Raw genomic sequence first — 12,387 nt, 5'->3', positions numbered from 1 at the left:
TATGCAGCATCAAATCAATGGTATCGCTTTGCCGAATGAAGAGGGTTTTTTTGGTGAGTACGGTGGTCAGTTTATTCCACCTCACTTAAAAGAGGCCATGGATGACATCAATCAGGCCTATGAAGAAATCCGTCATATGCCGGAATTTCAGCAGGAACTTGCTGACCTGTTTGCCCATTACGTCGGTCGACCAAGTCCATTGTTTCATGCAAAACGCTTATCAGATCAACTCGGTGGCGCTCAGATTTATCTGAAACGTGAAGATCTTAACCATACAGGTGCACATAAAATTAATCACTGTCTAGGTGAAGCCCTATTGGCGAAATATATGGGTAAAAGTAAGGTGATTGCCGAGACTGGTGCCGGACAGCATGGTGTGGCCTTAGCAACGGCGTGTGCATTGGTAGGCATCCCTTGTGAAATCCATATGGGGCAAGTGGATATCGAAAAAGAACACCCGAATGTGGTGAAAATGAAGATTCTGGGTGCCAATCTGATTTCAGTAACCCGTGGTACTGCAACACTGAAAGATGCGGTAGATAGTGCATTTGAAGAATACCTGAAAGACCCGAAGAACTATATTTATGCAATTGGCTCAGTGGTGGGGCCGCATCCATTTCCGAAAATGGTTCGTGACTTCCAATCCATTATTGGAGATGAAATCAAAGTCCAAGCCAACGAACGTTTTGGCCAGAATCCGGATTATGTCGTGGCCTGTGTCGGTGGTGGATCAAATGCCATGGGGGCATTTACAGCCTTCTTAAATGAGCCTGATGTGAAATTAGTGGGAGTTGAGCCGGCAGGACATGGTTTGGATACCGATATGCACTCTGCTTCACTCACTTTGGGTAAACCAGGTCAATTACATGGTATGGCGTGTTATGTATTAGAAGATGAACATGGTGAACCCTTACCGGTACATTCGATTGCTTCAGGACTCGATTATCCGGGTGTAGGCCCTCAGCATAGTTTCCTGAAAGATATCGGACGCGTGGAATACACCACAGCAACAGATGAAGAGTGCCTGAATGCCTTTATGACATTATCTCGTGTTGAAGGAATTGTTCCTGCTTTAGAGAGCTCTCACGCCGTCGCTTGGGCTTTACGTGAAGCACCAAAAATGGCGAAAGACATAAAAATTGTGGTGAATCTATCGGGTCGTGGTGATAAAGATGCGGATTATGTTGCGCAAAAATTAGGTCTGTAAGGTCTCAAAAAATCTAAGGCATTTTGATAGTGCCTTAGATTTAATAGATTTGTGATTAACCGGAAATATATTGTCGTAATTGCTGAATCATTTTTTTTTGGTCTTCCATCGTGGCTTTCACTAAATCGCCGATCGATACAAGTCCCACTAATTTATCTTGTTCAACTACAGGTAAATGACGTAAATGACGATCCGTAATCAGCTGTAAACAATCTTCCACTGTGTGTGACAAGGTCACGGTGAGTACGCTGCTGGTCATAATTTCATTGACAGTCGTGCTATAGGAAGAACGCTCCATGAGCGCGATCTTACGTGTGTAATCTCGTTCGGAGAGAATACCGACGATGCGATCCCCATCGGTGACCACTAAAGCTCCAATGCCTTTATCTGCCATGACCGAAATGGCTTCTAGCACGGTAGAGTTTGGAGAAATGGTAAAAACCTGTTGATCAGCTTTGTGTTGAATTACTTGTGCTACATTGGTCATGTCTTGTTATCCTTGCTCTTGTTATAGGGTTTTATTTTAAAGTAGCGGGATTCATAAATATTGCAAATACTTTTCAGTCACTTATCACGTATTTTTGAATAAAAAACCATCGGTTGTATAAAAGGGGACTTTAGGTTTGAATTAAGCAGCCTGCCACAGCGAGTCCTGAAAAAAGAAATGACGCATCTGCTGGGTTGAAAGTTTCAGCTTGAGACCTTTTGCGCTAAAAATTGCAGGTGTCACTTTTAGTCGAGACAAGGTGGGAAGCAAAGATTGCTGAAAATCATGCGGAGTGATTTTGCGCGGAGTGTAGCTCGGCCAGTGAATTTGAGCGTAACGGTGAGCTTGTACGCCATTCAGCCAAAAAGGAAAAGTAAAACCCTCTTGGTCTGATTTAATGGCCCAGCCCTGGTGATAAAGTCCCCAAAGGACCCCACAGTACATCATGCTTTTTAAGATGGAAATCTTGAGAATCAATTCTTGCGAAACAGGGGATAGGTGCTTGAACTTAGGCATAAGTCATTAGTGCGATTTGAACTTGGCCTTATTGTAGAAAAATTAGATGAAATTACCGTGTAAGCTTTGCTGAAAATCGTAAGTAAATATTAATTTTCCCATAAAAAACGCCACCTAAGTGACGTTTTTTTATGCTTTCATTGTGGCCATCTTTTGCCAGTATTGTGCTTTCATCGAGTCACGTTCAACGCGAAAACCTTGATAGTACAGTTCAGCTAAGAATAGTGCAGCTTTACCATGACCCGCACGTGCCGCTTCTTCCAACTGTTTTACAGCATCTTGGAAATTCATTTGCGATTGAATTGTACTAACTGCAGTCGCGTAAGTATGTTCTAAGTCATGGTGAGAGATGTGTTGAATCATATTAACTCCTTATTCTAATTATGATTACGACGCTTAGACCCTTTTGGTCTTCATATTAATTTACTCGCTCTATGTGAAACTAATATTACAGATATCCATCTGTGTCAATCTGTATATAGGTGTATTTTTAATAATTTCAAGATTACATGATTAAACAATAATCAAAAAGTTTTTTTATTAAAATTAATAGGAAAGAAAGTGCTAACAAGGAGAATAACATGAAAACACTTGACGGTTTTAATTTTGATGTTCCCCCTACGGACTCACAAATTGTTTCATTGGCGCAGTATCATCGACAACAACTCGATGAGGCGGTTTTTCATCATGAAATTCATTTAGGGAATTTCTGTCTTGGTCAACGCAAAAAAGTGAAAGATTTGGTACATGAATTACCACCTGAACAGCGCCGACATTTCTATCTGGTTTATGATGGCGAGTTACGCCGTATCGCTGATGATGAAGATCTACATCCTGCAGATGCTGAATCTGGCGTAAGCGTATTTGCCATTTTTCTTGTACTGGTGATTATTGCTACTATTCTATATTTGGCTGTAATTCCACCGATTGTAGGTTAAACATTATTTGCTACTACTTGTCTAGCGCAAGAGTAAACTCCAGATTTGCTCTTGCGTTTTGATCTTGTGCTTCAGCTTGTTGCTTCCTAAACTATCTCGAACTCGAGGTAATGTATGCAACATCTTTTTAATAGGTTCTCTCTCTATATATCCCGATTAAAAATAGAATATATCTATTACATGATTCTCATCATGATGATAGGTTGTATTTTGATTTTTGCGACGATTGCACTCTTTCGGCCGGTTACGCCACAGCAGCAACAACAGGTAAGTGTATTAGCACAGCAAGCGAATTATCCTAAAACACAGGCGATGGCGATCGCATTACTTGAACAGTCTTCGATACGGAAACGTGCCTATTTAAAATTGCTTCATGGCTATCAATTTGAACAGGCTGAGATTAGGCATTTTCCAGCACTCAAGCATGAAGAGTCGTAACGTGAGCAACTTTGGTCTGAGTTGAGCAGAGGTGCCATTGCTGCGGGAAAGCAGTTGAATATATGCTAAACTTCGATTTTTTTAACGCAATGCTTTTCAAGGAATCGGCATGCAACAGCAATCTAATATGCAAAATAAATTCTTGATTGATGCTGATATCGGCGATGATGATGTCACCTTACCTAGTTTACCTGCTGTTGATATTCCCATTGTTGAATCTGTCCAAGTAGAAACACCCACTGAAACGGTCGCGCAGACCGAATCAGAAAAATCGAAAGGTGGTTTCTTTAGCCGGATGAAAGAGGGTTTGACCAAGACTCGTAAGAGTTTTGCAGATGGTATGGTCAATATCCTGATTGGTGGTAAGGAAATTGATGATGAATTGCTGGAAGAAGTTGAAGAGCAACTTTTAGTTGCAGATATTGGTGTTGAAGCTACGAAAACTATTATTGCCAATCTGACTGAACGTACAGCACGTGGTGATTTGATTTATTCACACTCTTTGTATAAAGCGTTACAGGAAGAATTGGTGGCTTTACTTGCACCACGTGTTAAGCCTCTACATATTGATCCGAATAAAGCACCTTATGTGATTTTAATGGTCGGTGTGAATGGTGTCGGTAAGACCACCACGATTGGTAAGCTTGCTAAGCGTTTGCAAGGTGAAGGTAAGAAAGTCATGCTTGCCGCTGGGGATACGTTCCGTGCAGCTGCGACTGAACAGCTACAAATTTGGGGTGAGCGCAATAATATCTCTGTGGTTGCACAAGGTCATGGTGCAGATAGTGCATCCGTGATTTTTGATGCCTTTGAAAGTGCGCGTGCCCGTGGTGTGGACGTATTAATCGCTGATACAGCCGGCCGTTTACACAATAAGAGCAATTTGATGGAAGAGCTCAAGAAAGTGAAACGGGTTATGCAGAAAATTGATGCAACGGCACCGCATGAAATTATGTTAGTGGTTGATGCTGGTACAGGGCAAAATGCCATTAATCAAGTAGAAATGTTTGATGAAGCAGTAGGTTTGACCGGTATTACTATTACTAAGCTAGATGGGACAGCTAAAGGTGGCGTCCTGTTTAATATTGCTAGCCGAACTCATGTTCCAATTCGCTTTATTGGCGTGGGTGAAAAGATTGATGACTTGCGTCCATTCTCAGCCAAGTCCTTCGTTGCGGCTTTGTTTGAAACCGATCAAAAACAATAAATGTTGCTTGATTCACAGAAACTCCGCTAAGTGCGGAGTTTTTCGTTTTGATGATAACTCTTTGTTTTAAAAAGCATCATGTGGATGTATTGTTTTGATTTCTATTGAGATAACCCAGGTAAAATAAAACCATATAAATTTTAAGGTATTTGAGGTTGGGGATTTTTAATGACGCTACTCAATAAAATTGGACAGGTGTTGACGACTGATCTTACTAAAGATTTGAAGTTTAAGAAAACAGATATAACTCAGGATAAACAAAGCTTCGCTCAGCAATTACAGCGACGCCGTAGCATTTATTCCCTCGGTAAAAAGGTTGCTATTCAACTAGATGAAATTGAATCTTTAATTCAAGAGGCTGTCCGTTCATGTCCCGCACCTTTGAATACCCATAGTTTCCGTATTGTGATTCTGTTTAATAAATCACATCAGCAATTTTGGCATATCGTTAAAGAAAAACAACGACAATTAGTACCCTCACAAGTATTTGCGGGTATTGCAATGAAAATTGAACAATGTGCAGCTGCTTTTGGCACAGTACTCTTTTATGAAGATTCAAGTGTAATTCAACGTTTGCAGAAACAGATCCCATTACATGCCGAATATTTTCCCATTTGGGCAGAGCAAAGCTCTGGAATGGCACAATATGCAGTCTGGACTGCTTTAGCAAATTCGGGATTGGGCGCACATCTGCAACACTATAACCCTGTCGTGGATCAAATAGTCACTCAACACTTTGAGTTGCCAGCTTCATGGCAATTGAAGGCTCAATTGGTCTTTGGATCAATTGAAGAAGAGCCAAAGGAGAAAACCGATCTGAATATTCATACTTGTTTTAAAGTGCTTAATTGAAATTATTTTTCAAATGAAATATGAATCAGAAATTTGTGGATTTGAGTAATGGTTTATGAGTGATTTTGAAATCTATATCATAAAAAATATCAATGAGTTATCGTTCTGATTCATATTTTTGTCATAAAATTGACACAACTACATAGCATAGTGCAGTTAAATTTTCACGACGATATCAATAGAGAAGGCTAACATGACTTTAAGATTAGCAATTGCCAGCTTGGGTTTGGCTATCAGTGGTTCTGTTTTTTCTGCAGTCACCATTAACGCGCCTGAAGAAATCGCCATCCTGGCAGTGAATGATCAGGAAGTAAATGCAGGCTTATTTCGTGCCAAAAATAATCAATATAAAGTGGATGCAGGTGAGACCAGTTTAAGTGTGCGCTATGTACAGTTCTTCCAGCATCTGAATGGTGAGCATGACGTGGTGAAATCTGGTGTTGTCACATTGAAAACGCCAGTCCTGACAGATGGTGAAAATTACAAACTGGCTTTGGTGAATGCACCTCAAGATTTTGACGCAGCCAAAAAATACGCTGAGCAGCCAACGATTGGTTTATTTAATAAAAATAACCAATTACTAGTACAACAGACAGGTGCTAATACAGAAGCGAAACCGTGGTTAACTGGTGGTCTATTTAGTCGTGCCTACGACTTGACACAGAAAAAAACCACACCTGTTAATCAGCCAGCTGCAGTTTATACTGCAGTTGCACAGCCTGCAAATGCAGCAATTTCAACAGGAAATGCAACAGACCAGCAACTCATTGAATTATGGAAAAAAGCCTCAAAAGCTGAACGTCAAAAATTCATGACTTGGCTAGCGGAACAAGCTCAATAACTTTAAAGATGAATATAAAAAAAAGACCTCATCAAGAGGTCTTTTTTTATTGGTTTTAGAAAATCAGGTTAGGAACCAGGTGTAGTAACCTAAAAACATTAAGGGCCAAGCAACAAATGGACTAAATAACCATTTCCATAACCAGAAGCGTGGAGCAAAACCAACGCCATGAATGAATCCGCCAGAAATACCGATCATGATGAGCATCATCACGTTGTGACTATACTCACCACGGTGATCCAGCATCAAGCTAGGGTGAATTAACAACACAACTGCTAAAGGCAATGCCAACAAAAATGAAAGGATCATTGCAATAGTGTGCAGTTTACTTTGCTTGGTTGTTGTCATTGCTTGTTCAGTCATGGTGTTATTCCTCATCTAAATTCTGATGATGCTCAATATACAAAGCACTCAGTACACCGGCGAAACATGCCATTAAAATACCGAGAATCCACGCAAAATACCACATAATTTCTTCTCCTTTGACACAGCCTTAGTACAGGCTGTGTGAGTTCTCTTGAATGTGCTTGTTAGTAATCACGCCCCACATCTTGTAATAGCACCAAGTTGTGTAACTCAAAATGATTGGTACAAAGATACAAGCTGCAACAGTCATGACGGTCAAGGTGGTTTTACTAGATACAGCATCCCACATGGTCAAGCTGGAAACAGGGTTTAGGCTTGAAGGCATCAAGAATGGGAAGAGTGCAAAGCCAGCAGTCAGGATCGCGCCGATAATCGCAAGGCTGGTACCGGTAAAGCTTAAGCCTGCTTTGTTTTTACCTGCCGCCAAAACAACCAGCAAGCCACCTAAAATACCCATGATCGGTGCAATCATGGTAATTGGGTAGGTGGTATAGTTATTCATCCAGCCCGGATTTGCATTTGTTAGAACTTGTTTAGCTAATGGATTCGCTGCAGCATTAGTGTCGTAAGGGGTTACAAGGGTATAACCTTGAATTCCACCGAAATACAACCATGCACCAACTGCCAAGAAGGTCACGAGATAGAGTAGACCCATAAGTTGAGTGGCTTTAGCAGAACGTTCACGTAATGCACCATCGGTACGTAACATTAACCATGCACCACCATGCGCACATAGCATCGACAAGCTGACTAGACCACAAAGCAGTGCAAACGGATTAAGCAAGGCAAAGAAGCTACCTGAGTAAGTTGAACGTACAGTTTCATCTAAAACAAATGGTACGCCCAAAAACATGTTACCGAAAGCGACACCGAAGACGAGTGCTGGAACTGCGCCACCAACGGCCAAACCCCAGTCCCAGGAATTACGCCATTTGGTGTTTTCAAGTTTGGAGCGGTAGTCGAAGCCAACAGGTCTCAAGAATAACGCGAACAAGACGAGAAGCAGAGCCCAATACATACCTGAGAATGCTGTTGCATAAACCATTGGCCAAGCAGCGAATAGCGCGCCACCTGCCGTGATAAACCAGACCTGGTTGCCGTCCCAGTGAGGAGCAATCGTATTGATTGCTGCACGACGTTCTTCATCATTTTTGCCGACAAAAGGCATAATCGCCATTGAGCCCATGTCGAAGCCATCAGTGAGTGCAAAGCCAATCAGTAGAACACCAACCAGAACCCACCAAATGATTTTGAGTAATTCATATTCGATCATGCTTGAGCCTCCTCAGATGGCTTTTGTGCTGCTTCTAGTTTTTCAAAGTGGTATTTACCAGTATGAAGCGAGCTTGGGCCGAGACGAGAGAATTTGATCATCAAGTACATTTCAATGATCAGTAGTACAGTATAGAACGCTGCTAGGGCAATGATAGAACCCCAAACGTCACCCGTACTTAATGTTGATGCAGATAAGTGTGTAGGTAGAACCTCACCAATCGTCCATGGTTGGCGACCACCTTCAGCAACATACCAACCAGTTTGTGCTGCGATCCATGGCAATGGAAGGGCAAACAATGCAAATTTAAGCAACCAAGGTTTATTTTCTGCATTACGTTTTGCAACAGACCATGATGCCAAGATAAAGAGTAACAGCATCAAGAAACCAGAAGCGACCATTGCACGGAATGACCAGAATAGGCTAGCAACGTTTGGAATACTGTCTTTCACAGCTGCCTGGATGTGTTGTTCAGAGGCATCTACCACGTTTGGTGTATATTTTTTAAGAAGTAGGCCGTAACCCAAATCTTTTTGTGTTTTTTCAAAAGCCGCTTTAAGTTCAGCTGATGTGTTGCCTGCACGTAGTTGTTCAAGCTGACCATATGCAATCATACCGTTACGGATACGGGCTTCGTGCTGTTTCATCAGATCCTTAATACCTGTGACTTCAGTATTAAGAGAACGTGTTGCAATGATCCCCATCACATAGGGAATTTTAATGGCATAGTCGGTACGCATTTCTTCCTGGTTTGGGAAACCAAAAAGTGTAAAGCCCGCTGGTGCTGGTTCTGTTTCCCATTCCGCCTCAATAGCAGCAAGTTTGGTTTTTTGAACGTCACCGAGTTCATAGCCTGATTCGTCACCGAGTAGAATAACGGAGAGAGAAGACGCCAAGCCAAAGATTGCGGCAATTGCGAATGAGCGGCGTGCGAATGGAAGATCGCGTTTTTTCAGCATGTAATAGCTGGAAATCGCCAGCACAAAAATTGCACCGGTTACATAACCGGCTGAAACGGTATGGACGAATTTAACCTGAGCAACCGGATTGAGAATGAGTGCACCAAAGTCCACCAATTCCATACGCATGGTTTCGTAATTGAAGGCTGAACCTACAGGATTTTGCATCCAGCCATTCGCGACCAGAATCCATAAGGCTGACATATTAGAGCCAAGTGCAACCAGCCAAGTCACAGCCAAATGTTGAACTTTAGATAGGCGATCCCATCCGAAAAAGAATAGACCAATAAACGTCGATTCAAGGAAGAATGCCATCAAACCTTCAATGGCTAATGGTGCACCAAAGATATCACCCACATAGTGTGAGTAATAAGCCCAGTTGGTACCAAACTGGAACTCCATGGTCAGACCGGTCGTAACACCTAAAGCGAAGTTAATACCGAAGAGTTTTCCCCAGAACTTGGTCATGTCTCTATAGATTTCTTTACCAGAAACGACATAGGTCGTTTCCATAATGGCAAGAAGAAACGCCATACCGAGTGTGAGAGGAACAAAAATAAAGTGATACATCGCGGTCATAGCGAACTGGAACCGCGAAAGATCGACCACGCTTTCAGAAATCATCAACGTGTCTCCTTGATTTGGGAAGGACTGCTGGCAATATGCTCAGCAACTTGATTGTCAAAGTTTTTGGGAATAGTGGGAGCGTCGAACCAGATGTGCTTAATCGTGAGTAAAAGTACGACTTTGATTATTAAAATAATCGTAATTTCTCGAACGAGTCGACGATTGAGATTTTTGCTAACTAAGCTCATAGAAATAAGCCTGTTTTTTTAACTTACAACCATTATTAAACAAAAATATACGAAAAAGAAATACCTTGGATAGTTAAAATAAAAATATATTGATTTATTTATATAAAACAATATCTTATATGTGTGACTAGTGAGTATTTAAAATGAAATAAAATGAAATAAAAACCTATTAAAACAGTTGTGTTTATATTGTTTAATTCTGATTAAAACAGTTGTAATTAATGTTTTGATAATAAAATATTAGAGGTTAAATATTTTAATCTTTTATATTTATTTAATAAATGGTGGTATAAAGTTAATCGTAACAAAATTAGTCGGGATTAAATAAGCGATTAGATTGAGAAATTTTTTTCGCAACATAATGGGATTTCTTCAAGCGAATTAAGATGACCTGAGCTTGCAATTCAAGCTCACCAAATTCAGGTTCTACCTGAACATAATGGAGTTGCCCAAATTCATCCCGGACTCGAGCCTGAGCTGAAAACCCTGGACGTGCATTGCCACTAGAAATTGTGGCGAGTCGCCCGAGTAGCGGCGTGCTATGTGTGTCACGTTTAGGTTTGATGACTTGATCCAGGCAGTGAATCATAAATACCGTAAAAAAAATCGCGATGATGAGCGCAGGAATAATCAAATAGAATGCGGAGATGAAATGCCCCTGATTGGCATAACAGACAAGTTGCAGGAAGTAGCCTGCCACGCTGAAATTTAGCAGTAAGAAGACAATAATCAGGATCTTGGAAAACTTAACCTGAAAGAGAGGGGAGCGTTTTAGCCATTGGGGTGATCTACGGGCTAAAAAACGGCTGGGCCGTAAGCCGATGTAATAGCCGATGGTTTCAGCCATGCTGAGTAACACCAGAATGAAAACACTTAAATGGAAAAGCATCAAATCATAGTGGGTTAGAAACTCAGCCATGGCTCACCTGTATTCGTTATTCTTCTAAATAGATTCCACCGTCAGAATGCACGGTGATTGCGACCTTTTCAAGGGATTGGCCTACACAAGGTCCGGAAATGCAGTGCCCCGTTTCAACCTGGAACAATGCACCGTGTGTTGAGCATTCGATGTATTCTTGATCCCGATCCAGAAACTGATTTTCGAGAAATTCAAGTTCTACCTGTAGATGTGGACACAAGTTTTGATAGGCATAAAAACAGCCATCCCGTTGGGTAATAAAAATAGTCTCCCCATTTATGGTTTCAAAAGCACGTGCTTCGCGTTCAGGAATATCTTCCATCATACAAATTTTATTCATATCAGGCACATTCCTTCTGAAAGTTATGTAGAAGGCGGCTGTAGTCTGATAGTGCGAGGCGTGGACCGAAGTGAGCCACCACTTCACTGGAAATCAGGATAGCAAGCTCAGCAGAAGCTTGATCCGAAAAGCCTGCGGTTAAACCATACAACAAAGCACCGGCAAATGCATCGCCTGCACCATTGGCATCCACCGCCTTAACCGATCGGCCGGCTACGCCAAATTTCCCTTCAGGGGTTGCGATCACTGCACCTTTTTCACTGCGGGTGATGACGGTGATCTGACTAATGGTCTGTAGCTTGGCTAAAGCATCTTCCACATTATCCGTTTGGCTATACATCATGGCTTCATGTTCGTTACAAAACAGCAGATCAACCCCATCATCCAGCAATTCATCCAGACCAGCGCGAGCATATTGCACCATTGCCGGGTCGGACAAGGTCAAGGCAATTTTCACACCGTGCGCACGTGCGATCTGTCGGGCCTCACGAACCGCCTGACGCGCAGTTTCACTGGTAGACAGGTAGCCTTCGATATACAACCATTTTGCGGTCTTGAGCGGTTCAAAGTCGATTTGTGTTGCAGAGAGCTCAGCGGTAATACCCAAAAAGGTTTGCATGGTACGTTCTGAATCTTCACTAATTAGCACCATACACGTACCAGTCACGCCATCGCTGATTGACTTAGCTGTGGTCTGGATCCCTGCTTCTTTCAAACCCTCGAGATAAATTTCACCGAGATCATCATTACCTACACGGCAACCATAAAAGGCTTTGCCACCTAACGCACTAAAAGCGACGGTGGTGTTGGCTGCAGAACCACCACTTGCTTGGCCTTTATAGTGTTGAGTGGCTTTTAAATGTTGATATAAGGCACTTTGAGTTTCACCATCACAGAGCTGCATGGTGCCTTTTTGCAAGTTTTCTTGAACGAGAAAGTCATCGGATACTCTAAATTCCTGGTCAATTAATGCATTACCAATTGCAAAAAGCTCAACAGTCGCCATGTTAGAAATCACATCTGAAATAAAAAGCCAAGTTTACACGAATGCTCAGGATTGCTGTAGTTTGATGAAAAAAATTCAACTCTATCCGGGCTAGACGAGGCATTTCGTATGGCAGCTGTGAGGTCATCCTGGCTGACTCAATAATCGCAAGTGAAATACGTGAATTGTGATTAGAACTATAGGTATAATGCCTGAAACTTTTATTCTTGATTTTTTTACTAGG

General features: G+C 41.7%; 17 protein-coding genes. 6 read left to right on the top strand and 11 right to left on the bottom strand.

Translation table 11 applies throughout. From position 1 onward, the window contains the following. The first annotated feature begins 1 nt into the window (after position 1). Positions 2–1,207 carry a tryptophan synthase subunit beta gene (gene trpB, locus PAE54_RS01255; protein ID WP_273779114.1) on the top strand — a complete coding sequence of 402 codons (1,206 nt, stop codon included), beginning with the start codon at positions 2–4 and terminating at the stop codon, positions 1,205–1,207. A 55-nt stretch (positions 1,208–1,262) separates the two neighbouring features. Here the strand turns inward: trpB and PAE54_RS01250 are convergent, their stop codons facing one another. The 3 genes from PAE54_RS01250 to PAE54_RS01240 all read right to left on the bottom strand — a co-directional run bounded on the left by PAE54_RS01250 (position 1,263) and on the right by PAE54_RS01240 (position 2,573). Then, positions 1,263–1,694, bottom strand: coding sequence for a CBS domain-containing protein (locus PAE54_RS01250; RefSeq protein WP_326518113.1), 432 nt, complete (start codon positions 1,692–1,694; stop codon positions 1,263–1,265). A gap of 141 nt (positions 1,695–1,835) precedes the next feature. Next, positions 1,836–2,210 carry a DUF2750 domain-containing protein gene (locus PAE54_RS01245; RefSeq protein ID WP_273779118.1) on the bottom strand — a complete coding sequence of 125 codons (375 nt, stop codon included), beginning with the start codon at positions 2,208–2,210 and terminating at the stop codon, positions 1,836–1,838. 129 nt (positions 2,211–2,339) lie between these two features. Then, on the bottom strand, positions 2,340–2,573 hold the full coding sequence (locus PAE54_RS01240) for a hypothetical protein (protein ID WP_273779119.1): 234 nt from the start codon (positions 2,571–2,573) through the stop codon (positions 2,340–2,342). A gap of 218 nt (positions 2,574–2,791) precedes the next feature. Between PAE54_RS01240 and PAE54_RS01235 the strand changes: the two genes are divergently transcribed. The 5 genes from PAE54_RS01235 (at position 2,792) to PAE54_RS01215 (ending at position 6,486) form a co-directional block, all read left to right on the top strand. Continuing rightward, positions 2,792–3,148: a hypothetical protein gene (locus tag PAE54_RS01235; RefSeq protein WP_273779121.1), complete on the top strand. Its 357-nt coding sequence runs from the start codon at positions 2,792–2,794 to the stop codon at positions 3,146–3,148. A gap of 192 nt (positions 3,149–3,340) precedes the next feature. After that, the gene (locus PAE54_RS01230) at positions 3,341–3,586 is read left to right on the top strand and encodes a hypothetical protein (protein ID WP_326518112.1); all 246 of its coding nucleotides are present in this window, start codon (positions 3,341–3,343) and stop codon (positions 3,584–3,586) included. Between the two features lie 109 nt (positions 3,587–3,695). Beyond that, a complete protein-coding gene (gene ftsY / locus PAE54_RS01225) occupies positions 3,696–4,793 on the top strand; it encodes a signal recognition particle-docking protein FtsY (RefSeq protein ID WP_326518111.1) in 1,098 nt (365 codons plus the stop codon). A gap of 168 nt (positions 4,794–4,961) precedes the next feature. Beyond that, on the top strand, positions 4,962–5,645 hold the full coding sequence (locus tag PAE54_RS01220) for a nitroreductase family protein (RefSeq protein WP_326518110.1): 684 nt from the start codon (positions 4,962–4,964) through the stop codon (positions 5,643–5,645). Between the two features lie 193 nt (positions 5,646–5,838). After that, a complete protein-coding gene (locus PAE54_RS01215) occupies positions 5,839–6,486 on the top strand; it encodes a DUF2057 family protein (RefSeq protein ID WP_326518109.1) in 648 nt (215 codons plus the stop codon). A gap of 63 nt (positions 6,487–6,549) precedes the next feature. On the opposite strand, the gene PAE54_RS01210 is transcribed toward PAE54_RS01215, so the two are convergent. From PAE54_RS01210 to PAE54_RS01175, 8 genes are all read right to left on the bottom strand, one after another. Continuing rightward, positions 6,550–6,849 carry a cyd operon YbgE family protein gene (locus PAE54_RS01210; protein ID WP_273779127.1) on the bottom strand — a complete coding sequence of 100 codons (300 nt, stop codon included), beginning with the start codon at positions 6,847–6,849 and terminating at the stop codon, positions 6,550–6,552. A gap of 4 nt (positions 6,850–6,853) precedes the next feature. After that, positions 6,854–6,955, bottom strand: a complete 102-nt coding sequence (cydX, locus tag PAE54_RS01205) for a cytochrome bd-I oxidase subunit CydX (RefSeq protein ID WP_000270276.1) — start codon at positions 6,953–6,955, stop codon at positions 6,854–6,856. 24 nt (positions 6,956–6,979) lie between these two features. Continuing rightward, positions 6,980–8,125, bottom strand: a complete 1,146-nt coding sequence (gene cydB / locus PAE54_RS01200) for a cytochrome d ubiquinol oxidase subunit II (RefSeq protein ID WP_273779129.1) — start codon at positions 8,123–8,125, stop codon at positions 6,980–6,982. Continuing rightward, positions 8,122–9,708 (bottom strand): cytochrome ubiquinol oxidase subunit I, encoded by a 1,587-nt coding sequence (locus tag PAE54_RS01195; protein WP_273779434.1) that lies wholly within the window; start codon positions 9,706–9,708, stop codon positions 8,122–8,124. Before PAE54_RS01195 ends, cydB begins: the two co-directional genes overlap by 4 nt. Beyond that, a complete protein-coding gene (gene cydP / locus PAE54_RS01190; protein ID WP_273779130.1) occupies positions 9,708–9,899 on the bottom strand; it encodes a cytochrome oxidase putative small subunit CydP in 192 nt (63 codons plus the stop codon). The genes PAE54_RS01195 and cydP overlap by 1 nt, the downstream gene beginning before the upstream one ends. A gap of 310 nt (positions 9,900–10,209) precedes the next feature. Beyond that, positions 10,210–10,818, bottom strand: coding sequence for an OB-fold-containig protein (locus PAE54_RS01185; RefSeq protein ID WP_326518108.1), 609 nt, complete (start codon positions 10,816–10,818; stop codon positions 10,210–10,212). A gap of 16 nt (positions 10,819–10,834) precedes the next feature. After that, positions 10,835–11,143 carry a Rieske (2Fe-2S) protein gene (locus PAE54_RS01180; protein ID WP_326518215.1) on the bottom strand — a complete coding sequence of 103 codons (309 nt, stop codon included), beginning with the start codon at positions 11,141–11,143 and terminating at the stop codon, positions 10,835–10,837. Between the two features lie 16 nt (positions 11,144–11,159). Next, positions 11,160–12,164, bottom strand: coding sequence for an adenosine kinase (locus PAE54_RS01175; protein WP_326518107.1), 1,005 nt, complete (start codon positions 12,162–12,164; stop codon positions 11,160–11,162). Between the last annotated feature and the right edge of the window lie 223 nt (positions 12,165–12,387).

The sequence above is a fragment of the Acinetobacter minutum genome (assembly GCF_035916735.1).
In the GTDB taxonomy this organism is placed as follows: domain Bacteria; phylum Pseudomonadota; class Gammaproteobacteria; order Pseudomonadales; family Moraxellaceae; genus Acinetobacter.
The sequence above is the reverse complement of the archived record's forward strand: the minus strand, read 5'-3'. Positions and strand labels throughout refer to the sequence as shown.